At 43.4% G+C, this 22,980-nt stretch carries 23 protein-coding genes; 19 read left to right on the top strand and 4 right to left on the bottom strand.

The features are described 5' to 3' along the window. The first annotated feature begins 17 nt into the window (after window positions 1–17). From EC604_RS01320 to EC604_RS01310, 4 genes are read left to right on the top strand one after another with little or no spacing between them, the layout of a single operon-like run. Window positions 18–728: a hypothetical protein gene (locus tag EC604_RS01320; protein ID WP_123062404.1), complete on the top strand. Its 711-nt coding sequence runs from the start codon at window positions 18–20 to the stop codon at window positions 726–728. Further along, window positions 676–1,203, top strand: a complete 528-nt coding sequence (locus EC604_RS01315; RefSeq protein ID WP_123062403.1) for an accessory gene regulator B family protein — start codon at window positions 676–678, stop codon at window positions 1,201–1,203. The genes EC604_RS01320 and EC604_RS01315 overlap by 53 nt, the downstream gene beginning before the upstream one ends. 1 nt (window position 1,204) lies before the next feature. After that, entirely contained in the window at window positions 1,205–1,327 is a 123-nt protein-coding gene (locus EC604_RS30765) for a hypothetical protein (protein ID WP_275670002.1), read from the top strand. A gap of 6 nt (window positions 1,328–1,333) precedes the next feature. Further along, window positions 1,334–2,059 (top strand): hypothetical protein, encoded by a 726-nt coding sequence (locus EC604_RS01310; RefSeq protein WP_123062402.1) that lies wholly within the window; start codon window positions 1,334–1,336, stop codon window positions 2,057–2,059. A gap of 269 nt (window positions 2,060–2,328) precedes the next feature. On the opposite strand, the gene EC604_RS01305 is transcribed toward EC604_RS01310, so the two are convergent. Then, entirely contained in the window at window positions 2,329–2,544 is a 216-nt protein-coding gene (locus EC604_RS01305; protein WP_240036597.1) for a helix-turn-helix domain-containing protein, read from the bottom strand. A 128-nt stretch (window positions 2,545–2,672) separates the two neighbouring features. Here EC604_RS01305 and EC604_RS29810 point away from each other — a divergent pair, with 128 nt between their 5' ends. From EC604_RS29810 to EC604_RS01265, 8 genes are all read left to right on the top strand, one after another. Then, entirely contained in the window at window positions 2,673–2,825 is a 153-nt protein-coding gene (locus tag EC604_RS29810; RefSeq protein WP_161556827.1) for a hypothetical protein, read from the top strand. 446 nt (window positions 2,826–3,271) lie between these two features. Beyond that, window positions 3,272–4,897, top strand: a complete 1,626-nt coding sequence (locus EC604_RS01300; protein ID WP_123062400.1) for a recombinase family protein — start codon at window positions 3,272–3,274, stop codon at window positions 4,895–4,897. A 158-nt stretch (window positions 4,898–5,055) separates the two neighbouring features. Beyond that, window positions 5,056–7,287, top strand: coding sequence for a M1 family metallopeptidase (locus tag EC604_RS01295; protein ID WP_123062399.1), 2,232 nt, complete (start codon window positions 5,056–5,058; stop codon window positions 7,285–7,287). Window positions 7,288–7,527: 240 nt separating this feature from the next. Then, window positions 7,528–9,225: a CotH kinase family protein gene (locus EC604_RS01290; protein ID WP_205127903.1), complete on the top strand. Its 1,698-nt coding sequence runs from the start codon at window positions 7,528–7,530 to the stop codon at window positions 9,223–9,225. A 236-nt stretch (window positions 9,226–9,461) separates the two neighbouring features. Further along, the gene (locus tag EC604_RS01285) at window positions 9,462–9,881 is read left to right on the top strand and encodes an organic hydroperoxide resistance protein (protein WP_090923686.1); all 420 of its coding nucleotides are present in this window, start codon (window positions 9,462–9,464) and stop codon (window positions 9,879–9,881) included. Window positions 9,882–10,152: 271 nt separating this feature from the next. Continuing rightward, window positions 10,153–10,341 (top strand): hypothetical protein, encoded by a 189-nt coding sequence (locus tag EC604_RS01280; protein ID WP_123062398.1) that lies wholly within the window; start codon window positions 10,153–10,155, stop codon window positions 10,339–10,341. A gap of 476 nt (window positions 10,342–10,817) precedes the next feature. Beyond that, window positions 10,818–11,372: a copper amine oxidase gene (locus tag EC604_RS01270; protein ID WP_123062397.1), complete on the top strand. Its 555-nt coding sequence runs from the start codon at window positions 10,818–10,820 to the stop codon at window positions 11,370–11,372. 98 nt (window positions 11,373–11,470) lie between these two features. Further along, on the top strand, window positions 11,471–11,788 hold the full coding sequence (locus tag EC604_RS01265; protein ID WP_090923684.1) for a DUF1292 domain-containing protein: 318 nt from the start codon (window positions 11,471–11,473) through the stop codon (window positions 11,786–11,788). Between the two features lie 151 nt (window positions 11,789–11,939). Here EC604_RS01265 and EC604_RS01260 read toward each other — a convergent pair whose 3' ends face one another. Continuing rightward, complete coding sequence (locus EC604_RS01260) at window positions 11,940–13,415, bottom strand: aminotransferase class I/II-fold pyridoxal phosphate-dependent enzyme (protein ID WP_123062838.1); 1,476 nt, start codon at window positions 13,413–13,415, stop codon at window positions 11,940–11,942. A gap of 177 nt (window positions 13,416–13,592) precedes the next feature. Here EC604_RS01260 and EC604_RS01255 point away from each other — a divergent pair, with 177 nt between their 5' ends. Then, the gene (locus EC604_RS01255; protein ID WP_123062396.1) at window positions 13,593–14,903 is read left to right on the top strand and encodes an MFS transporter; all 1,311 of its coding nucleotides are present in this window, start codon (window positions 13,593–13,595) and stop codon (window positions 14,901–14,903) included. A 427-nt stretch (window positions 14,904–15,330) separates the two neighbouring features. Next, the gene (locus EC604_RS01250) at window positions 15,331–15,930 is read left to right on the top strand and encodes a hypothetical protein (protein ID WP_123062395.1); all 600 of its coding nucleotides are present in this window, start codon (window positions 15,331–15,333) and stop codon (window positions 15,928–15,930) included. 140 nt (window positions 15,931–16,070) lie between these two features. Here EC604_RS01250 and EC604_RS01245 read toward each other — a convergent pair whose 3' ends face one another. Further along, complete coding sequence (locus EC604_RS01245) at window positions 16,071–16,676, bottom strand: suppressor of fused domain protein (protein ID WP_240036596.1); 606 nt, start codon at window positions 16,674–16,676, stop codon at window positions 16,071–16,073. 210 nt (window positions 16,677–16,886) lie between these two features. On the opposite strand from EC604_RS01245, the gene gndA reads away from it, so the two are divergent. Beyond that, on the top strand, window positions 16,887–18,296 hold the full coding sequence (gene gndA, locus EC604_RS01240) for an NADP-dependent phosphogluconate dehydrogenase (protein ID WP_123062837.1): 1,410 nt from the start codon (window positions 16,887–16,889) through the stop codon (window positions 18,294–18,296). 267 nt (window positions 18,297–18,563) lie between these two features. Beyond that, on the top strand, window positions 18,564–19,073 hold the full coding sequence (locus EC604_RS01235; RefSeq protein WP_240036595.1) for a shikimate kinase: 510 nt from the start codon (window positions 18,564–18,566) through the stop codon (window positions 19,071–19,073). A 270-nt stretch (window positions 19,074–19,343) separates the two neighbouring features. Here EC604_RS01235 and EC604_RS01230 read toward each other — a convergent pair whose 3' ends face one another. Continuing rightward, the gene (locus EC604_RS01230) at window positions 19,344–19,652 is read right to left on the bottom strand and encodes a rhodanese-like domain-containing protein (protein ID WP_123062393.1); all 309 of its coding nucleotides are present in this window, start codon (window positions 19,650–19,652) and stop codon (window positions 19,344–19,346) included. Between the two features lie 124 nt (window positions 19,653–19,776). Between EC604_RS01230 and aroA the strand changes: the two genes are divergently transcribed. The 3 genes from aroA (at window position 19,777) to EC604_RS01215 (ending at window position 22,970) form a co-directional block, all read left to right on the top strand. Beyond that, a complete protein-coding gene (aroA, locus tag EC604_RS01225) occupies window positions 19,777–21,072 on the top strand; it encodes a 3-phosphoshikimate 1-carboxyvinyltransferase (RefSeq protein WP_123062392.1) in 1,296 nt (431 codons plus the stop codon). Between the two features lie 36 nt (window positions 21,073–21,108). Next, window positions 21,109–21,543 (top strand): CoA-binding protein, encoded by a 435-nt coding sequence (locus EC604_RS01220; RefSeq protein WP_123062391.1) that lies wholly within the window; start codon window positions 21,109–21,111, stop codon window positions 21,541–21,543. Window positions 21,544–21,692: 149 nt separating this feature from the next. Then, window positions 21,693–22,970, top strand: a complete 1,278-nt coding sequence (locus tag EC604_RS01215; RefSeq protein WP_123062390.1) for a hypothetical protein — start codon at window positions 21,693–21,695, stop codon at window positions 22,968–22,970. The last annotated feature ends 10 nt before the right edge of the window (window positions 22,971–22,980 follow it).

Here is a 22,980-nt window from a genome sequence, read left to right as displayed (position 1 = left end):
AGTAGGATGGTGTAGATTTGAACAGTATTATTTATGTCTCAATCGGCATTTTTGACGCTCTGGCTATGTTGTTAATTATCCTAAAGCTATACATGTTGCCGGTTCGAGAGTTTGCTGGAAAAATATTTGTGTTCATTATTTTTATAGCTTCATTCTCGTACATGATGCGTATAACGTTAGAATTACCTAAGTTGGATTTACCTTTTCAATATATTTTCTTCATACTTTTTTTACGTTTTGGTATGGAATTAAAATCACATATTTCATCATTTATTGCTGGCGCTGGAATTTCGGCGTATGCAGCAATACAAATGGGTATATATCACATCTTCGAGTGGATGGACGTGATGCACGCAAGTATTATTCAACAGAATGAAGGAAGTCTAGTTTATTTATTGCAGTTATCTTCAATCTTAGTTACATATGTAATCTGTTTTATCTTTTCTCTGTTTGATTTTGGTTTTTCTTTTATTATAAGACCTCCTCATGATTTTCTTATCAAAGAAAATTATCTGTCTAAGACAAACCTTTCCTATTTAATTGGTACGATGTTTTCCGCAATAACAATTTGTATGATTTTAATTTTGCTATACCGATCAGAACCGACAGGGTTGTTAATATTAGCGCTTGTTACCTTCGGAATTTCATACTTCTTTTCAGTGAGGAGGGAGCAGGGTGATATTAGAAAGGCTGTCGAGGCGTATCGCAGTAAGCATAAAAACAGCTGATCCAGAAGGACCAGGTACTATTGAAATATTAGAATACGAACTGGGACTGCGACTTAATTGGTATACTGGACTGTTGCTCACAATTATTTTAGGAGTGACGTTTGGGACCATTCTCGGCGCCTTGATAACTTTATTTTCATTTGTTGCAATAAGGAAGTTCTCTGGTGGAGTACATTTGCCTATAACGATTTGTTCAATCGTAACTGGATTTGCAGCTGCACTAATCCCTTTAATTAATTTAAATTACGAGACAATCATTTTGTTGAATATTGTAAGCCTGATAATAATGTTGATCTATGCTCCGAATGAGTTTGAGTATGTTAATCCAACCCAATGGGATAAGTGGTTGAAATGGATATCAGTTTCACTAGTTCTTGGAAATTTCCTGATTAAATCTTCAGAAATATCATTGGCATTCTTTATCCAAGCCATTCTTATTCTTCCAGTATGGACAAAACGTGAAGGAGGTGGTTAAATTGAATCAGAAAATAGCGAGAATGCTTGGTACTGACCTTACTAAAGGGGCAAAAAAATCATCCAAGAAACGAAAAAGTATTGTTGGAGCGATGAAACTGCCAGAAGAACTGAAGAAGAAGTGATCCTTGATGAATGATCGGTTAATCATAGGTATTGAAGTACAAAGCGATGGCTCATATGGGCCTCGCTTTTCATTTTATGAAAATGATATTATGGGCATCGAAATGTGGAAGCCATCTAAAAATTACAATGTCCCATTTTTTTATACAAGAACGGGTAATTTTACTGTGCTTACAACTTTAAATGCGTGTGAATTATCATTCCCTAGCTTCAGGTTTCTTGATGGAGCCAACTTAGTTAATGTTGATAATATTGAACGAGTTTTAACTGGTTCATATGGGGGGATTGCGTACTTCAAAGATGATATACACACAGGAATTAATCAGAAGAACATGAAGTACTGGAACGAAATTGTAGAAGAAGTGAAACGATTAAAAAAAGATGAGAGACAGGTTTTCGGAGTTGAAATTTTAGAAAATGGAGATTTATCTCCCGGTAGGTTTTTTATGGCAAGTGATATCTACTATATCGATATGTGGGAACCTAAGGCTAATTATTACGTCCCGAGGTTTCATACGAGCAAAGGACTGTTTACTGTTGCCCTCACATACAAAGCTTGTATAGAAGCTTTGCCACACTTGTATCCGGCGCATAATGGAAATCTAATCAATCCGTACTGGGTAGAAAGGATCGACGATCAGATTTTTGGCTCAACAGCAATTTTTAAGGAGTCTGATTATAGAGTTACAGTAGCTAGAGGAAAGGTTAAGGCTTTAAAAGGTTTATTTCAATAAAGATTTTATCTCTCCATTAACATAAAAATAATACAAAGTCAACATCAATCGGTACTAGGTAGCGAGAAGTGTTTTCGACAGTCATCGACATTTTACACAACCATTACATGATATCATTAATTTGGAAGAATTAAGAAGCAGATTGAGAGCGAGGGGATGCAAATGAGTGTGTGTACATAGAAGTAATGATACGAATGAAGATTGAGAAAAAAATGCATGAGTACTATATTAGTACTCATTTTACCCGGGAGCGCGGATAAGACCGCGACTTACTTCGTTACTTTCCACTCGTAGAGTTCTTCCATTTGAATGCCAAGTATCTGTGCAGCCAGATACATCGCCTCGGGATTCATCATACTTCTTCCTGTAGCGATAAAAGATACCATTCTTTTGGACCAACCACTTCTACGTGAGAATTCGGCTTGAGTCATTTGGCGATGATCAAGCCAAAATTGAAGTAAGCATCTCCCTCGGGTAACTTCCACCAAGAGGACTCCTTCATTAAAATTTCAAATATCAGTATAGCATGACTTGCAGAAATAATTAAACCAAGGTCAACGACATAATGTATCTCTAGGTTTTAAGAAATGAATCAAAGCAAAGGAAGTGCAACATGCGATTACATCAGATCAATATTAATCATACCATTACAATTACTGCAGCAAAAACCCTTGCGCAAATTTTAGTATCTGCGCAAAGGTTAAAAAATCCGGTTCAAGTTAAAGTGGTTTCTCCGACTACAGAACACTTAGTTTCACTTGATTAATTCTGGGGACAATCTGGGGACGAATTGGGGACGGACTGTGGTACAAGTTGTAGAATGTGGAGCAAATCAGAGAACTTGTGATTGGTCAAACCCTTTCCAAACCTTGGATTTGTCGGTATCAAGGTATTATATTACCCCAACCCCGTAACTTTGACAGGGTAAGGGTCGTGGGTTCGATCCCCACTCGTCCTATACATAAAACAATATTTTACAGCCGAGACAGCCTTTAAACGGCTGTTTTTTGCTTTATCTTAATTGAAATGAAAAACTATTATCTAGAAAGATAACTGAATATGGTACGAACCAGAAGACTACCTACAAAAATATGGGGTGGTCTTTAATATATTTTATTGATTTAATGCTATAATCGAAGTACTATTCAATTGTAAAAGCAGTTATAGAGAGTTCTGAATATATAACAGAAAAAAGATATGGTGGTGAATTAATTGAAGCAAATCAAACGGGTTGCAACCCTATATCGCGTATCTACAAAAGGACAGTTGGATGGAAATGATATACCAATGCAGCAGCGAGCTTGTAGAACAATGATTGAAAAGCAGGAGGGGTGGAAGTTAATAAAAGAATATTCTGAAAGAGGAGTCTCAGGTTTCAAAGTATCTGCTTCCAACCGAGATGTAATTAGACAGGCTAAAGATGACGCTGAAAATGGATTATTCGATGTATTGCTAGTATTCATGTTTGATAGATTAGGTAGAAAAGATGATGAGACACCATTTGTACTTGAGTGGTTTGTAAACAGAGGAATTGAAATGTGGTCTGTAATAGAAGGGCAACAAAAAATTGAAGTGAATACAGATAGGGTGATTAACTATCTTAGATTCTGGCAGTCGAGCGGAGAAAGTAGAAGAACTTCTAATCGCGTGAACGAAAAGCATATGCAAATGGTGGAAGATGGCATATTTAGAGGTGGCGGTATACCATATGGGTATAGAAGTGTTGATTCCGGCAAATTTAATAAAAAGGGCAAGGTGTTGCTTAAATTAGTAATACACGAAGAAGAGTCTTTGGTTGTGCAAAGGATGTTCCGACTGGTTCTAGACGAAGGATACGGACAACTAAGGATAGCTAAATTGTTGAACGAAGAGAATATTCCCACAAGAAAAGCTAAACAGTGGGGTGCGGCTACTGTGAATGTCATACTTAAAAACCCTATCTATAAAGGAATAATGAGATATAGGAAAGGATCGGGAGACGCCGTATTCTCTGAACCTATTCCTGAATTAATGATAATATCCGAAGAAGAGTGGAATTCAGCTCAAGATATTAGAGAAAAAAAGAATCCCAAAAGTAAGCAGAACAATGATAGTTCTGTGCCGATGAGCACAAAAGGAAGTTTACTTCTAACTGGAATAGCGAGATGCGGGTGTTGTAACTCAAGGCTAACTTCAACAACATTTGTGAATAAATATAAGGCTGCTAATGGAGAAATACTTAGATACAATCAAAATAAAAGCTATCGGTGCACCGGAAAATTACAAGGGAAAACCGATTGTAGTGGTCAAGCTACTTTCTCGTCTAAGATGGTTGAGAGACAAGTAATGAAGCAAGTAAATAGTCACTTAAATCAACTCGAAACAATAGATTTTAGCTCGGAAATGGATTTAATCAAAAACAAAATATCAAATGAGGAAGAGAAAAAAATTAAGAAACTGCAGTGTATACTTGAAGAACATTATAATGAGCTATCCATTCTTAACGCTGAAGTCCCCAAATCAATTATGGGCAAAAGCGCCTTCAAACCAAAGATGCTTAATGATCTTATCGAGAAGAAGGAATTGGAGATTACTCAAACTACCAATGAAATGAATGAAACTGAAAGAATACTATCCTCTAAAAAGATTGAATTGTCTGAACTGGAAACATTAATGGAGTATATTCCGGTTTGGCAAGATGTTTTTGATGAAGCGTCAACGGAAAAGAAGAAAATGATGTTAAGTACGATGATTGATGTTGTTTACGTCAGCAAAGAGAAAATTTTAGTAGAGATCAAGGGTAGAATTAAAGAATTCTTGGGACATTCATCGAGTGAAAGTAAATATTCAGGGAGTTGACACAGGGGGGAGTGCACTACTGATTATAGTGAGAAGTCTTGCATAGCAGGACTTCTTTTTTTATTTTTAAACAAAATTTAAACCAAACCTAAATTCAATGCAAGGTTGATCTCTTATTGTTGTAGTAAGCAAACAACGTACAACAGAGGAGAGAGAACATGCACGCTTCAAAAACCCAATTCACTAACAAAAACGTGATTAAAAAGGCCATATTAAGCACACTGGTACTGGCGCTCACAACATCTGGGGTCATCCACACCACTTATGGCACCCCTTCGAAGGGAGAGAGCTTGGCTACGAGTGCTGAGACAACACAGAACACGTTCCAGATGCAACATGCTTTTCGCATGCGCTCACAACAAGCCGTGTCTCAAGATCAATCCCCGATTCAGTACCAGATCAAAGCACGTCTGGACGAAAAAGATATGACAATACAGGGCAGCCAGACAGTGACCTACCTGAATACGAGCAAAGATACCCTCCAAGAGTTGGTCATGCATACCTATGCAGATGCTAATCGATCCAAAGCAACACAAACGATTATGTATACAGGCCAGAATGAGCAAATAGCCAAAGAACACCCGGAAAAGAAAGCGTCCGATTTCTTGGGCGGAACGGATATTGTGAAAGTGACGCAACAAGGGGAGAAGCTTCTTTTCGATAACAAAAATCAGGCATTACGTGTACAATTGAAGGCACCTTTGCAACCGGGTCAATCTATTACCTTCGAAGTGGATTATCGGCTCGACATTCCTTATGGCATGCAAAGAATATCGTACTACAAGGATCAGATCAACGGAGCACACTGGTTTCCGGTGATGTCTGTTTATGACGAGACTACGCATCAGTGGAATAAGACACCGTATAGCACTTCATTCGAGAGTGATTTCTATACCTCGTCTGATTTCGATGTTGAGTTCAATGTGCCTGAGTCATATCAGGTGGTCATGCCGGGAGATATCACTTCCAAAGTCAGTGCAGAACAAGGACGAAAAGTCGTTACAGCGCGCGCCGCGAACACGAGAGAATTTGTTTTTTTCGCTGGCCCCAATCTAAAGGTAGAACGTGAGACGCGTAATGGTCTAACTGTAGAATATTTTTATTCTGGTGATGACCCTGCCAAAAAAGCTGCAGTGAACAAATACATTGATTATGCATTTAAAGTTATCGCATTTTACAGTGAGAAATATGGTGAATATCCGTATCCCGAATTTCGTGTCATCGAGACTTATGTGGATGGCTTTGGCGTGGAATATTCAAGATTAATACAGATGCCGGAGCGTGGTGCGGAGTTATCACCTGAAGATGATACCACGTTTGTGCATGAGATTGCACATCAGTGGTTCCATGCTTTAATTGGGAACAATTCAGAAACGGAATCATTTCTGGATGAAGGTTTTGCCGACTTTTCCACGGTGTATTTTTTAGAAAAGCAGGGCAACAAGCTGGGAGGCTTCAGATCGATTCAGCTTGATCCGTCACCTATTGATCTACCTATTGCTTCAACGAATGAACAAGCAGGAGAAATGGCCGATTATGTATTTTACCAAAAGGGTCGTCAGGCGATCTACCAATTATACCGCTCTGTTGGTGAACAGAAATTTGATGCGTTTATGAAGGAATACTTTCATCGCTTTGTCTACCAAAACGCTACAATCGATGGATTACTTGGTACCATTGAGGATGTGCTTGGTAAAGAACAGCGGCAGGACATGGAAAAAGCTTTAAAGAAGCCAGGATTTGAGCTTAAGCAGGAATATCAAATGTCGGAGAAGGAACTTGCGGCATATATGCATGATGCCTATCAACCGCAGTATGAAGCAGTGGTGAAAAACATTCCAAATCTGCCTTACGAAGTGATGATTCGTTTAATGGAAAAGTCCTTCCGAGGGGAGCCATTAACCATTGTACTTGGAGATCAGGTGAGCAAAGCAGCAGCGAAACAACAGGAACAAGCGACCAGCCAGTTAACTCAGATTCTTGATGTATTTGGCATGAAGTACGATGTAGTTCGGGATCGAAAACAGTTGAAACAGAAGCTGAAACGTGAGATTGGCGGCAGTAACCTCATTCTTGTTGGTAATGCGAAGTCGAATGGCATTGTGCAATCTTTGAAAAAAAACATAATTGTCCGAGCAAACGGTATCGGTTTGGCTTGGAAAGAGGCCATGAAAACAGCAGGACAATCCGGAGCATATGTCATTAAACATCCATATAATCAAAATCGTCTCATGATTCATTACTATTGGAATGGCGACCATCTTAGTGCCAATGCCTCAGAGTCCTTTATGGAGAAGATTCTGGAATCTCTAACGCTCTCTAATGATCTTTACCAATTCTATGAGCTGGATGGCAACGGTAAATTGAAAGCTAGCAAAAAAGTTGAATGATACATTTTACAATAAAATAGAGCATAAAAATAGAAATGTTTATGAAGAGTCGCCTATAAGTCGGCTCTTTTTTGTTTGGAAAGAAGCAGGAAAGTGAAGATACTTTTGAAGATGGAAGTCAAGATGGACATCAGGTGCCTCTCAATCAGGATTGATTCGATTTGTTCAGTTCCATTTAAGGTTTTTCTTTTAAACTTCTCTGTAGCAGGAATTTAAAAGAGAACTAAGGTGGGAAATGGCATGATAAACAACCAATGGCGAAATGTTATGGCAACTACAGTGATTGCTTCCATGTTATTAGCGGCTTGTAGCAATGAGAGTGGAAGTCTGCAAACAACAACGACTACAACTACGGTGAACCAATCCACAGAAGATCAGACAAAAACGGTGGATTATGCACAAAACTTTAGTAAAACGGAAGTGATGTCTTTCTCCATTGATGTGGATGAGGATGCCTGGCAGGAAATGCTGGACACGGCGACAGGGGAAAACTATATCAAGGCAAATGTAAAGATAAACGGGACAACGATCGTAAATGTAGGCATCCGAGCCAAAGGAAACTCGAGTTTGAGACAAGTGGCAGGGGACGATACAACGGATCGGTATAGTTTCAAAATCAAGTTTGACGAATACGTTAAAGGTCAGACCTGGAATGGTCTTGATAAAATGGTCGTGAATAATATGATTTCCGACGCCAGTTATATGAAAGAATATCTTAGCTATGACATCATGAGTTATATCGGAGTTGATGCGCCGCTGTTTGCTTTTGCGAATATTAACGTCAACGGAAAGGCATGGGGCTTATATTTGGCTGTTGAAGACATAGACAGCGGATATCTGGAACGTGCGATGAATGGCGAAGGAGAAATCTACAAACCCAATAACGATGGCAATATGGGTGCGGGCGGAATGGGGAATCCCTTAGGAAATCCTCCAGAAGAAGGCGATGCTGTTGGCATGGGAGACCGGCAGCCCCCTGAAGGCATGGAACCGCCAAGTGATGCTGTAACCAGCGTGGGCGATACAGATTCACAGCCCGCAAGAGGTCGTGGAGAGGGAGGTCGCGGACCAGGTGGAGGTGGTGGTATGAACGGAGGAACCAATGGTGTGTCCTTGGTGTATACGGATGATAAAGTGTCCAGCTATTCTGCCATTTTTGATCATGCCAAGACAAAAACGACGGAGGAAGATGAGCAACGTGTGATTGAAGCACTCAAAAACTTAAATGCCGGCACCAATCTTGAGCAATATGTGGATGTGGATGCTGTGCTCAAATATTTTGCAGCTCATAATGTGGTGGTGAACATGGATAGTTACACGTCCAATATGGGGCATAACTATTATTTATATGAGAATAACGGCAAGATCAGTATGCTGCCATGGGACTACAATATGGCTTTTGGTGGATTTCAGGCAGGTTCTGCATCCGATGTGGTCAATCTTGCCATTGATACCCCATTATCAGGCGTAACGATGGAAGAGCGGCCGATTCTAAGCAAGTTGCTGGAAGTACCTGAGTACAAGGAGAAGTACCATGACTACTTGCAAGAGATCGTGGACGGTTATTTTGCAAACGGAAAATTTGAGCAGACGGTGCAGACGTTAGATAATCTGATTACGGATTACGTTAGAAATGATGCGACTGCGTTTGTGACATATGATAAGTATAAAGAAGCTGTTGCTGAATTGACTAAATTGGGCACATTGCGTGCCGAGAGTATTCAAGGACAGCTTGCTGGAACGATTCCTTCCACTACGGAAGGGCAAAAAGCAAGTACGGATACACTGATTGATGCTTCTTCGGTCGATCTAACCAAATTAGGAGATAGCCTCAAAGGAAACGGCATGAAGGGTGGATTCCGAGGCCAAGGTTTCGACCGCAATGCGGGAAATCAACAGAAGACCCAACAAACGGAGGAAACTGAAACATCCAAATAGAATTCAGTTGCCGGACCGTCTCCGTTGCTAAATATTTGAGCATGAACGCATGCATGCTTTTGCCTAAGATCAATATATAGAGAGTTACCTTACAAGGTGGCTCTTTTTTATTTCATTTATTTTAAAAAACTATTTACAAAGGTAATTAAATTGTGTACAATCAATTTGTAAACAAGATAAAAGAAGACATGTTCAAAACATATAACAAACTTAAATCGGAAGAGGAGAATTTTAATATGAAAACTCTATATGAAACGACAGTTATTAATACAGGTGGACGCCAAGGGATCGTACAATCCCCGGATAACGTATTCATGATGGACGTAGCTACACCCCCTGAACTTGGAGGTCAAGTAACAACAGCGACTAACCCGGAGCAACTGTTTGCAGCAGGATACAGTGCATGTTTTAACTCTGCGTTGGAATTTCAATTGAAAAAACACAATGTAACGATTGAGCGCAGTACAGTGTCTGCAACTGTTGCCCTGGTAGCGGACCCGGCAGATGGTGGTGTAAAGCTGGATGTGGAGCTTGAAGTGAAAATTCTCGGTCTGGATGAAGAAACGGCACAAAAATTTGTAAAACTTGCACATGAATACTGCCCTTATTCCAAAGCGATCAAAGGTAATGTTAACGTTAAAGTGGAGCAGGCGTAAGAAGACAGGTTTCGTAACGTTCCTTTTAGAAAAAATAAATGCAACAGACAAAGACCTCCGAGGAATCGGAGGTTTTTTGACATATACTTGCTTCGCGCCTGAAACTTCAGCTTCGATGGAATGGAGTTAACATAAACTCTATTATTCAATGAATGTAATAATGTTGAAACTTTGGTATGGATTTTGTCGTAAATAATCATGAAAGTGTAAACTTATCGAACTGAAGCAATCCTATAAATGAAACAAGATCACCGAAAGAGAGGTGCATGATATGGATTTTAGAGATTTTAACAAGCCGCCAGACTTATCCGAATCACACACACATCAGCAGCGACATGAGGAGAAATCACAGCAACTCATATCTGGTGGAGGAAGAAGTATATGGTGGGAGATCAGCAACTGGCTGATTCTCGGTGGTATTTTGTTCGTTATCTTTTTAGTATTCAAATACGTTTTCTAAGGTAGGCACACAATTGGGCGATTCCCCATATGATGCAGTATTCAGTCAGCATTATGGGAAATGGGGAATCCGGGATGGCAAAGGCAAAAGGAAAGAAAGCGCCCGCGTTAAAAAGTGACAAGATGCGTGTATCTATGAAGCTGGTCACATCCGATGTATGTGAACGTTGCAAGACACCTTGCTTACGAGGGACGGAATATGCTGCACGATTGAGAGAAGGCGGGGCGGTTGGCAAAGGGGTTCCCTGTATCCTCACTCGCCACGTATCTTCATGACACTTCGTCTAATGACGTATATATAATAAACGACACAGTAGGTTATCCTGAAAACAGGATAGCCTTTTTTTGTGTTTACCAGAGCGTGGTAAATATTTTGGATAAAAAATGAAAAATGATGAAAAACAGCGCAACTTTGTGGAGCCGTTCGCAGTATAAATCTACAAACAAGCTAACAGCAAGGGAGGGTATATTGACGGGATGAAATGGAAAAGAGTGCTGCTATGTGTCATGGTATTCTCCTTGCTGGGCGGGTCTTTATTATTTGCGGACTCTGTGAACGAGAAAATTCGTGTGTTCATTAACGGCAAGGAAGCGTCTGACGGTGGTTATTTGATTGATGGAACGACTTATGTACCTGTTAGAGAGGCTGGAGGCATTACTCGGTGGGACAATAATAACAAGCGAGTAACGGTGATTAAGCCGAACGTACATATTTTTCTCTTCAAGGGAGACACTGTGTTTGGGAACGTCAACGTGGGCAAATTGAAATTTAATGTGTTCTCACAGGTCGATAGTCTCACAACAGACGTGGCTGCCGTGAAAGTCACCATAACGGATCCGAGCGGTCAGGTAAAGGATATTCAAGCACAGGATCTGACGACACAGAAGGATAACTTCTGGTTCCGTACGTATGATTTCACTTATGATTTTAGTCGTGCTGGCAAGTACCAGGTCGGTTTTCATATTAAAGAAAATGCAAACAGTAACTATGTTCTGGTGGCCGAAAAAATCATTACGGCCTTGAATGATTAAAGGCGAATAAACGTTGCCCTTCTAAATTGACCTGGCTCTGTGAACATGTTACGATATGCAAGGTTACACATTTTCTATTGATGAAGCGAGGTATTACAATGAGCGATCACAAACACGAGCATGGAGATAACTGCGGTTGCGGTCACGACCATGATCACGATCATGAACACGAAGAGATCCTTCTCACATTGACTGATGAGAACGGTCAAGACGTGGAGATGGTTTTGGTAGAAACGTTTGACGTGCAAGATCACGTTTATGCACTTCTGCTGGAACGCAACAATCCTGAAGCTGACGGCATCATCCTGCGTATGGAAGAAGAAGACGAGGAAATGGTGCTCTACAATATTGAAGACGAAGCAGAGTGGAACCGTGTTGAAGCGGCATACAACGAACTGGTTGCTTCCCAAGAATAGTCATTCTTTTGGAATATGACACAAGGACTCCTTGAATTTCAGGGGGTCTTTTGTTGTTGGTTTGGATTGTCAGGTTGGTACGGAGAGTCACAAAAAATGAAAATCAAAAAGGACCAGGTGATAGACCCGGTCCTTCACTTTTCGTGCCATTCTAGAAAATAGCGTCAGCTTCCACGATGACTTTGACATTAGTTACACTACGGTCTTCGGGTCCTTTAACGGGCAGTCCGACCTCAACATGATCAATGATATAATCGATATTTTCTTGTGTAATTACCTCGCCCGGAAGCAGGATTGGAATCCCTGGCGGGTACACATAGATGAACTCCGAGATAATGCGTCCTGCGGACTCCTTGAAAGGAATGACCTCGGTATCTCCATAAAAGGCATCACGCGGTGTCAGCATCAGCTGAGGGATGTCTGGCACTTTGACAACCAGTTCATGCGCAGGATTGACTTGATAATACGTACGGGACAAATCCTGTAGCGCGCTCAGCAAGATATTCACGCTGTCATCTGTATCACCTGGCGTGATGAGGCACAGAATATTGTACATGTCGCTAAGCTCAACTTCGATGTTATAATGCTCACGCAGCCAGTTCTCGGTCTCGTAGCCTGTAATGCCGAGATGGCGCACATGAATCGTGACTTTCGTTGGATCATAATTGAAAGTGGCTTCTGTGCCTAACAGTTCTTTTCCGAAACAGTACAAGCCATCAATGTCATTGATCGTACGCCTTGCAAACTCCGCAAGGTCAATGGCCTTTTGTGCAATCTCATGACCATGGAGCGCCAGATTACGTCTGGAAGTGTCCAGTGATGCAAGCAATACGTATGACGTGGATGTGGATGTCAGCAGGCTCAAGATGGTCTGTACACGTTGTGGGTTGACGAACCCGTTCTTGGTGTTCAGATTCAGCACCGAGCTCTGTGTCATCGAACCACCAAGCTTGTGCACACTTGTTGCAGCCATATCGGCTCCAGCGGCCATTGCAGACAGCGGCAGATCCTCATGGAAATGAATGAGTACCCCGTGTGCTTCATCTACCAGAACGGGCACTTGATAGCTGTGAGCCAGCTCTACGATGGACTTCAGGTCTGTACATACACCGTAATAGGTTGGGTTAATGACCAACAAAGCTTTGGCATCCGGGTGCCGCTCAAGCGCACGGCGAATGGATTGGATGGTCACACCGTGATCAATGCCAAGGTTAACATCCTGTGCAGGAGAAACGAATACGGGTTTGGCTCCTGAGAAAATAATGGCAGACAGGACGGATTTGTGCACGTTGCGGGGCACGATGATTTTGTCCCCAGGTCCGCATACCGATAGAATCATCGTCATAATCGCACTGCTTGTACCCTGTACACTAAAATAGGTATAATCGGCTCCAAAGGCATCTGCGGCAAGCATCTGTGCTTCCCGAATGACAGCTGTCGGTTGATGCAGGTCATCCAGTGGTGCGATGTTGATTAAATCTATGGAGAAGGCGTTATCGCCAATAAATTCACGGAATTCGGTATCCGCTCCCAATCCTTTTTTATGTCCCGGAATGTGAAACTGTACGGGATTGAGTGCCGCGTGATTTTTCAAAGCGGTAAACAGCGGCGTACGGTGGTGATTCATCAGTGCTGTCACAACCCTTCCTAAGTAAAATGGTAAACAAAGATGAGTATAGCAAAATAAGCACTGAATGCAAGCGGTATGAACGACAAATTTTTGAATTGGTGAGATTTGCTTGTCATGTCCCCGGTTACACTATGTGTAGAGGACCGGTAAATGAACCTTGAAAGGGGAAAAAGAATGCAAACCGACATCAAACCAGCCAAGATACTGAGATCGCCTTTTTTTATCGCGATGTGGCTGACACTTTTTCTGGTGGAGATCATCAAGGGGGCGCTGCTGGTCGCTGTTCTCCCCGTATACATGGATAATATTCTGGGGTTGTCTGCTGGTGTTATTGGCGTAGCATTTGCTCTTCAGTATCTGGGAGATAATCTGTTCAGAGCCCCTTCAGGCTGGGCAGCAGAACGAATCGGCTTCCGCGCCACGATGGTAACGGCTCTGATCTGTACTTTGATTGCCGTTATCATGATTCTTTTTCTCAAAAGTGCCGTCGGGCTGTCTATGGCTTGTCTCATTCTCGGAATCGGTACGTCGCCCTTGTGGCCCTGCGCAATGACGGGAGTAACTGCGATGTCAGGCCCGCAGAACAAAAATGGAACAGCGATGGGGGCTCTGGAAATGGCGGCTTTGGGAGGCACGGGGCTCGGGCCTGTCGGTATGAACTGGCTGCTGGAGCGGACCAATCATGATTACCGTACAATCTTCCTCGTTCTCATGGGATGTGCAATTCTGGTCATCCTGGTCGCTATGATTCTTCCGGGCCGCGTTGTGGCCCAGGGGGGACAAGCAGCAGAAGCGGGAGATGCTGGAGAAGACCGAATGTCCACAAATCAGAAATATCCAGCCAAGCCGAATCTTCTTACCCCGTTTATTCGGTTGCAACAGAGCGTAAAGCGTACATTACACCGGGTGCGCAGCACGCTCAATGTCAATCCGCTTGTCTATCCAGCGCTGTTTATGCAGTCATTTGTGATTGGTCTGCTTAGCCCTGTCATTACGCTGTATACACGAACAGATCTAAATATCTCACCCAATCTGTACAGTCTGCTGCTCATTGCAGGAGGGGGGATTACCGTCATCGCACTGCTTCCTGTTGGGAAAATGGTGGACAAATTCGGTACGAAGCCGTTCCTGAATGTTGGGTTTTTGATGGCGGCAGCAAGTTTGTTTGTTTTCTCGACAGTGACAGCCATTCCTGTTGTTTTTGGCATTGTAATGCTTGTGGGCGTAAGTTATGCGATGATTCTTCCGGCTTGGAATGCATTTGTTGCCACACTGATTCCAGAAGGGGAACGGGGGGCGATTTGGGGATTTTTCCTTACTTTGCAAGGTTCGGGTATGGTTTTTGGTCCTATTGTGTCGGGGTTGTTGTGGGATCACATCAGTCATCCGGCCCCGTTTATCGCGAGCGCTCTTGTGATGGCAGGACTTTTCGTCGTTCACTTTGTCTTGGCACGTAAGCCTTACCGTACCGCACCTGCTGGATAGATGAAGGATAGTAAAATAGGAGATCCATAAACCCTGATCAGGGTTTATGGATCTTCTTTTTTTGATGTGTTGTGATGCCTGGGAGTCGTCAATTAGTGCAAATGAAGTGAGATATCTCAGCTGCACAACACAATGATCATGATTTCGACACTTGTACGATTGGAGCAGAAGAGCTTCGAATTTTTTCTGTGCCCCTTAGAAAGTCAACTGCATTTTCTTCCTTTTGCGTCCGTTATACGATGAATTTCCGGGGGCTTGCCCCTGTGCATCTGCGGAAAGCTTCAATTCGGATTCGTATTCCGTGAAAAATAGTCAAATAACCAAGTACCCTTACATAAAATGAAGTATAAAATAGGGTAAGCCGATGTAACACAAGCGCTTGAAACATGAGGGCCGGAGCAAATCCGGTACAGATGGAGGGAGTGCCGTGAACAAGAGTTATGAAGTTGAATATTGCAATCTGGAGCTGCGGTTCAACCGTCGGCATATCCAAAATCTAATCAAAGACCTAATTCGTGAGGGGTATTCACTATATTGGAGCGAGGACGAATCCTTCTTTATCCTGTCAGTCCGCACCGGACGTAAGCTGGTAAAGCTCCGTTTTCAACAAACACGCAGTGGGAATTATAAAATGACAGGAGATTATCTGATCAAGGACGCCAAGCTCGCAGAGTGGTTGGAGAAGCTGATTGGCGATACACGCGGCCATGCTGTGGTGAAACGCTTCAAGGATCAGCAGATGACAGTAGAAAATATTTTATTTGGTGAAGTGATTCGTCTGGTCGAAGTATCGGGATTCAAGCAACGCGTCATTTTTCAAAAAGAACCTGCGCCTACGGCGGAAGAGATGGAAGAAATGTTCCTCTCGCGCGAAGGCGAAGAACGGCTGATGCTGCTGCGTATGGAGATCGATGATGAACTGGAGCGTCTGTATGATGCTGTGCAGATCGATAATAAAGAGAAGGCCAACGCCTGCCGTGAAGCGCTGCAGCGATTATCCGGGCATCTGCTGATGCTGGAAGGATGAGGAAAAGCGTATTGAAGCATCACTCTTATAGAAGAGGGCTGTTCCCAAAGGTTACTAATGAACTAGGGGCAGCCCTTTGATATGTAGAGGGAGCGTTAGTTTTGGATTCTCAATCTCTGGACTTGCACTGTTCCGCTCGTCTAAGGACGCTGAGGATCAATAATTGAATAGTCCGAACTCTCCACATGGGTATCGAACTCCTCAATCCCTTGTTCTAGAATTAAATCCGCTTCTTTAGCAGTAATCGGAATGACCCACAACAGAGGGATTGTCTCCTGGCCAATGTGAATAAGTTCGAGAGATTCGTTTTCTCCTCGCAATTCGTCAATTAACAAGGCAGTTGCATTCCATTCTGTGGGTGCTAGCGGACTTGATTTCATCACGCGCGGGATATCCGAATTTGGAGCATTTTCGATATGATGCGTAATGATATCGGCCAAGTAGGTGTTGATACGTGCTACGCTTACACCGCCTAAATCGGAAGGCAACGCAAGCATCCACTCTGCGGAGACTCGTTCCCCTGTAGGGCGGGTAGCTTGAGACAAACCTACAGTGACAAACCGGGATATCTCAGACTGCAACGTTGCAGGGAAATAGTATATCTCCACATGAATGCTTCGCTCTGTTTTGGAAAGTACGATTCTGCTCTCGGGCATACCCCATTCATTCATATACATCCCCAAAAGATAAGTTCTTCGGATATCTAGTGAAAACCGTTCTTCTTTTGAAAGTTGCTCATAGCTCATTCGCAAGCTCCTCCAATCTGATGATGATTCATTACTCTTACTATAATAACGTATTTTATGAAAATACGATGAACACCTGAGCAGATTACAGCTTTTTCTCGCTGTCTAGCTGGGGTGCGGGGTTCACTTTCATACATAAAACCGTTAAAATGGGTGTATTGTTGAGATTTTTTTCAATAAAATTAATTGGAGTAAAGGATGGAGGATCAGATGACAAAACAACAAATCGGCGTAATCGGCCTGGCAGTCATGGGTAAAAATTTGGCCTTTAATATTGAAAGCAGAGGATTTTCAGTATCGGTATTTAACCGTTCCCCAGAGAAGACACATGACCTGTTGAAAGAAGCCGAAGGCAGAAACCTGACAGGCACATTCTCCATTGAAGAATTCGTAGCCTCCCTGGAATCTCCGCGCAAAATTCTGATCATGGTACAAGCAGGTAAAGCTACAGATGCGACCATTGAGCAGTTGCTTCCTCACTTGGATGAGGGCGATATCATCATCGACGGCGGGAATGCATATTTCCCTGATACGGTTCGCCGCAGCAAAGAACTGGAGGACAAAGGCATTCGCTTTATCGGTACAGGCGTATCTGGCGGTGAAGAAGGTGCACTGAAGGGACCTTCCATTATGCCAGGCGGACAGGAAAGTGCTTATAAACTGGTGGAACCGATCCTGACGGCGATTTCGGCAAAAGTCGGTGACGACCCATGTTGTACATATATCGGACCAGACGGTGCCGGACACTATGTGAAAATGGTACATAACGGCATTGAGTATGGTGACATGCAATTGATCGGTGAAGCCTATCACCTGCTGAAATCGGTACTGAATGTATCGGTAGAGGAATTGCATGAAATTTTCACAGAGTGGAATCAAGGTGAACTTGACAGCTATCTGATTGAAATCACGGCAGACATCTTCTCCAAATACGATCCGGAAACGGGCAAACCAATGGTTGACGTGATTCTGGATGCCGCTGGACAAAAAGGCACAGGCAAATGGACAAGCCAAAGCGCGCTGGATCTCGGCGTACCGTTGTCCATGATTACGGAATCTGTATTCTCCCGTTTCTTGTCGGCGATGAAAGACGAGCGTATCGCTGCAAGCAAAATCCTGAACGGACCTAAGGCAGAAGCGTTCTCCGGTGACAAAAAAGCATTCATCGAGAGCGTGCGCAAAGCGCTGTTCGCAAGTAAAATCGTATCCTACGCCCAAGGCTTCGCGCAGATGCGTGCCGCATCCGACGAATATGGCTGGGATCTGAAATACGGCAACATCGCGATGATCTTCCGCGGCGGTTGCATTATCCGTTCACAGTTCCTGCAAAACATTAAGGAAGCATACGACAAAGATGCAGCCCTGAAAAACCTGCTCCTTGATCCATACTTCCAAAACATCGTCGAATCCTACCAGGATGCATGGCGTGAAGTGGTTGCCGCTGCGGTGAAACAAGGTATTCCGGTACCAGGCTTCTCCAGTGCGTTGTCCTACTACGACAGCTACCGTACAGAGCGTTTGCCAGCAAACTTATTGCAAGCACAACGTGACTACTTCGGCGCACACACGTTCAAACGTGTCGACAAAGAAGGAAGCTTCCACCACAACTGGATGGAGTAATCTTCAAATCATACAATGTAAAGAGGGACTTGGAGGATCGGATTATACCGATCACCATCAGGTCCCTCTTTTTTCATAAATGGAGAGAATCTAAGAGCCTGATGAGGAACGTTAATGAATGACGATCATTGGGCGAGGAAGAACAGTACGTACGATTGTGGCTCGAAAGGAAGCTTGATACGGACCATGGCCTTCCCCCGTTCGCAGGCCTGTGTTATGATAGGAAAAAAGTGCTCACGAAATGCTTGAATTAAAGGAGTGTACACCTTGAGCAAGTCTAAAAATATTATTCTCATTGGCATGATGGGAACGGGGAAATCAACTGTTGCTAATATGCTTTCTCATGAGCTGGGATACCGATTAATCGATGTAGATGCCGCGGTTGAACAGGAGGAAGGCTGTACCATTCCGGAATTGTTTTTGAGCAAGGGAGAAGCGTACTTTCGTGACGTAGAGAACCGGGTGCTGTGCACGGTACTTGAGAACAATGGACAGGTCATTGCAACTGGAGGCGGGGTTGTGCTTCGTCCGGACAACTGTGAATCGATGTCAGCGAATGGCTGGGTTGTTGCCCTAACAGCAGATCCTGAGGTCATTGTGGAACGTGTGAGCGGGTGTGATAACCGTCCACTGCTTGCAGGAAATGCCGAGGAACGCATTCGAACGATTATGGAAGAGCGCAAAGATGCATATCGTTTTGCGGATTACACGGTGGATACTACTGCGTTGTCTGCGGCCGAAGTGACTCATTTAATTTTAGCGCATTACCGCGTCTAAGCTTGTTATCATCGAAGTTGAGGGAGAATATAAGTTGAACTAAAGATTTTACACAGTTCACTCCGACGACAGAATAACCTGGAGAGTAGCGGTTATCCCCAGATTTTTTGGATTCCCTTTTCTAAAAGGCTAAAATCCGGTGATAAGCCTATTGAGGGTAGGAATTAAAAGCGTATTAAAAACGGGCCAGAGGGCCCGTTGCTTGGAAAGAAACGAAGTGTAGGGGCAATCTATTAAAAAATGGATTGCAAACTGCCTATTCGTTCTTGCCTATTCGTCTTCCTGTTGCCACTCCAGCATACCGCCGACCATATTGGTACAGCCGTCGTATCCAAGTTGTTGCAGGTATTCACAAGCTCGTTCACTGCGATAACCGCTGCGACAGATGATCACGATCTCACCGGACTTATCAATCTCCGACAAGCGATCTGGAATCTGTCCCAGTGGAATATGTTTGGCACCAGCGATCATGCCTTGCGCGACTTCTTCGTCCTCGCGGACGTCTATCATCTGCAGCTTCTCTCCCGCTTGTAGACGGCGGCGCAGCTCGGATGGTTGAATTTCTGCGATTTGTGTCATATTCAGGTCCTCTTTTCTATATGGACTTAACGCCTTTAATGATACCTAAGCGAACCAGGCGATGTCAATTTGGCCTTACGGAGACTCACTACACTAAAACAATCGATGAAGGAGAATATCATCCATGGACGTTATTGTTAACCCTACCCCTAATCTGAACGGGGAAATCGGAGCCTTGTCCTCCAAAAACTATACCACCCGTTACCTGCTGGCCGCTGCGCTGGCAGAAGGAACAAGTACGATTCATTTTCCGGCACATAGTGAGGACAGCGATGCGATGCGCAGATGTATTCGTGATCTGGGCGCTGTGCTGGAAGAGGACGACAGCAAAATCGTTATCCAAGGCTTTGGAAGCCGTCCCCGTGATGTACGTGAATTAAACGTAGGGAACGCCGGGGCTGTACTTCGTTTCCTGATGGGGGTTACCGCGCTGTGCCCTGAAGTTACATTTGTGAACACATACCCCGATTCACTGGGTAAACGGCCGCATGATGATTTGATTGATGCACTTGGTCAAATGGGGGTTCAGGTGGAGCATCAGCAAGGGCGTCTGCCGATTACAATTAAAGGCGGTCATGCCAAAGGCGGACATATTCGTGTATCTGGCTCTGTAAGCTCCCAATACTTGAGCGCATTGCTGTTTGTGACCCCATTGCTTGCAGAAGACAGCACGATTGAGGTTCTGAATGATTTGAAATCAAAAGTGGTCATCGGTCAGACGCTGGAGGTTCTTGCACAAGCAGGGATCATCATCCATGCAAGCGATGATTACATGTCATTCCGTGTACCTGGCGGACAGGCTTACAAGCCTACAACGTACACTGTTCAAGGAGATTACCCTGGCTCGGCTGCCGTACTTGCTGCCGCAGCAGTTACACAGTCTGATGTGAAAATTCTCAGGCTGATGGAGCAGAGCAAGCAAGGGGAGCGTGCCATTGTTGATGTGTTGCGTATGATGGAAGTGCCGCTCACTCATGAGAATGATGTGGTTCATGTTCAAGGAAATGGCCGATTAAAGGCAATTGAATTCGACGGAGATGCGGCTACGGACGCTGTATTGGCTATGGTAGCGGCAGCCGTATTTGCGGAAGGCACGTCACGGTTTTATAATGTAGAGAACCTGCGTTACAAGGAATGTGACCGAATTACGGATTATTTAAATGAACTGCGCAAGGCCGGAGCGAACGTTGAAGAGCGTCAGGCTGAGATTATCGTACACGGGCGTCCGGAAGGTGTAGAGGGCGGCGTAGAGATTAATGCTCACTATGATCACCGTGTCATTATGGCGCTTACCGTCGTGGGTCTGCGTGCCAAACAGCCTATCCGTATTCGGGATGCGCACCATGTAGCCAAGTCATATCCGCAATATTTTGATCATTTGCAGGCGCTTGGCGCCTCGGTTCAGTGGGTAAAAGAGTAAATTAACACGTTAAGCAGAAAAGGATGGTGCTTGAACATGGAATTTAACAACCCTACTCGAGAAGAAATTGGACACATTTTGCGCAATGCAGGCAACATCGCTGTTGTCGGCTTATCGGACAAATCAGATCGTACCTCGTATATGGTCGCGGAAGCGATGCAGAGCAGAGGATACCGCATTATCCCTGTTAATCCGCAAGCACAGGGAGAGATTCTTGGCGAGAAGGTGTATGCCACACTCGCAGATATCCCCGAGCCGGTGGATATTGTTAATGTTTTTCGGCGTGAGGAGTTCTGCGCAGAAGTCGCTCGTGATGCTGCTGCGATCAAGGCCAATGTATTATGGCTTCAACTCGGCATTCATAACGATGAGGCTGTCCAGATTGCGGCTGAGAACGGCATGACCGCAGTCACCAATCGTTGTATCAAGGTAGAAGATTCCATCGTTCTGCGCGGCGCTGGCCGCGGCTAAGAGGCCGTGTTGTCCTCATGAACTCGTTCATGGCATCGCATATTCAACTTAGGATTTTAATGAATATCCCGTGATTATTCAAAATCACGGGATATTTTATGTTCAGCGTAGTAAAATGAGATTGAAAATATAAGGAGGATGAAATATAGATGAAACGGTTTAAAAAGGCAGTTATTCTGCTACTTGTTGCCGTATGTGTAGCAATTTTACGACTAGAGGCTCCCGTTTACGCAGCGAATGAAGCGATTCATGCAACGGATGTGTGGACAAGTCAATCACTTTTCGTCGCACCTGCCAAGAAGCCGGAAGTGAAATGGGGATTGGACTTTAAAGATTATGTAAGACACTTGGTTGTGGATTCCAAAGGAACACTTTACGTGATCTCACATTACTCTGGTCATCCGTTATTGACTGCCGTCACCCCAAAAGGCGAAGTGAAGTGGGCTAAACGAATGGAACATATTAATAGCATATCAGACATGTATTTATACAAAGACAGTTCTCTTGTGATTCTTGGTGATGATATTCCCGAACGAGGCAGGGGGTCAGAGAATTTTGGAACGGCGAGCATATCAAACTATACATTAGACGGAGAACAGATTTGGGAGAAAAGGTACAAGGATTACACAGCTAATTATAATGTGGATGTCAGCAAGGATGGAGTTATTATTTTTACGGCTTCTTATGTACAAGTTATACATAACAATAAACCTATAAGTCAGGGACAAGATTTTAAAGAAGAGAAGAGATTGCTCGGCGTTAATATGGACGGCAGTGAGAAGTTTAACAGTCTTCTTGGCACAGAGATCAATTCAAGTCCTTTCTTCGTTGTATCTGACCCAGTCTTTGTTAAAGATCGAATTTTTTTGACACTGTCCTCCTTAAGCAGTATTAAAGAGAAAGGCAGAGTGAAATCAGGTGAATTGATTCAATACAGCCTAGCGGGTAAAAAAATATCAGGTACCCGGTATACTGGGGAGAATCTGCAGAGTCCGATTTCTGATAATCATCAGATTTATGTGGTCGGAAACGATGATCTTCATATTTTTGATGCCCAGGGCAAGCTGAAGAAAACCGTCAAGGGAGGTTTCCAAAGTACAAGTAACTCACTTGCTCCTTCAATCAGCAAGCAAGGTGACGTCGTATTTGGAACAAATATCTATCATGCTCTGAGCAAGAAAGTAACCACGTTTAATAAAGAGAATCAAACCTATTTTACCAGTGAACCCATTATTGATCGTAACGGCAATCTAATCTATCATTACAAAAACTATGCTAAAAATATAAACTATTTAGTTTCCATGAACCTTGCTACAGCCAAAGTGAACTGGAAAATGATCATCAATCATGATTTACAAGATCAATGGCTTGTTTCAAGGGATGGGACTATTTATGTTACTGGAACGAAACTGCTGGCTATCCGATAAGAATGTTCTA

The sequence above is a fragment of the Paenibacillus amylolyticus genome (assembly GCF_003719335.1).
GTDB lineage: Bacteria > Bacillota > Bacilli > Paenibacillales > Paenibacillaceae > Paenibacillus > Paenibacillus amylolyticus_D.
This window is presented reverse-complemented; position numbering and strand designations above follow the sequence as displayed.

What these genes read in the sequence shown, in the direction of transcription:
- EC604_RS01310 (WP_123062402.1), top strand. Translation starts at nt 1,334, where the DNA reads ATGAATGATCGGTTAATCATAGGTATTGAAGTACAAAGCGATGGCTCA.
- EC604_RS29810 (WP_161556827.1), top strand. Translation starts at nt 2,673, where the DNA reads ATGCGATTACATCAGATCAATATTAATCATACCATTACAATTACTGCA.
- EC604_RS01295 (WP_123062399.1), top strand. Translation starts at nt 5,056, where the DNA reads ATGCACGCTTCAAAAACCCAATTCACTAACAAAAACGTGATTAAAAAG.
- EC604_RS01290 (WP_205127903.1), top strand. Translation starts at nt 7,528, where the DNA reads ATGATAAACAACCAATGGCGAAATGTTATGGCAACTACAGTGATTGCT.
- EC604_RS01285 (WP_090923686.1), top strand. Translation starts at nt 9,462, where the DNA reads ATGAAAACTCTATATGAAACGACAGTTATTAATACAGGTGGACGCCAA.
- EC604_RS01280 (WP_123062398.1), top strand. Translation starts at nt 10,153, where the DNA reads ATGGATTTTAGAGATTTTAACAAGCCGCCAGACTTATCCGAATCACAC.
- EC604_RS01270 (WP_123062397.1), top strand. Translation starts at nt 10,818, where the DNA reads ATGAAATGGAAAAGAGTGCTGCTATGTGTCATGGTATTCTCCTTGCTG.
- EC604_RS01265 (WP_090923684.1), top strand. Translation starts at nt 11,471, where the DNA reads ATGAGCGATCACAAACACGAGCATGGAGATAACTGCGGTTGCGGTCAC.
- EC604_RS01260 (WP_123062838.1), bottom strand. Translation starts at nt 13,415, where the DNA reads ATGAATCACCACCGTACGCCGCTGTTTACCGCTTTGAAAAATCACGCG.
- EC604_RS01255 (WP_123062396.1), top strand. Translation starts at nt 13,593, where the DNA reads ATGCAAACCGACATCAAACCAGCCAAGATACTGAGATCGCCTTTTTTT.
- EC604_RS01245 (WP_240036596.1), bottom strand. Translation starts at nt 16,676, where the DNA reads ATGAGCTATGAGCAACTTTCAAAAGAAGAACGGTTTTCACTAGATATC.
- gndA (WP_123062837.1), top strand. Translation starts at nt 16,887, where the DNA reads ATGACAAAACAACAAATCGGCGTAATCGGCCTGGCAGTCATGGGTAAA.
- EC604_RS01230 (WP_123062393.1), bottom strand. Translation starts at nt 19,652, where the DNA reads ATGACACAAATCGCAGAAATTCAACCATCCGAGCTGCGCCGCCGTCTA.
- aroA (WP_123062392.1), top strand. Translation starts at nt 19,777, where the DNA reads ATGGACGTTATTGTTAACCCTACCCCTAATCTGAACGGGGAAATCGGA.
- EC604_RS01220 (WP_123062391.1), top strand. Translation starts at nt 21,109, where the DNA reads ATGGAATTTAACAACCCTACTCGAGAAGAAATTGGACACATTTTGCGC.
- EC604_RS01215 (WP_123062390.1), top strand. Translation starts at nt 21,693, where the DNA reads ATGAAACGGTTTAAAAAGGCAGTTATTCTGCTACTTGTTGCCGTATGT.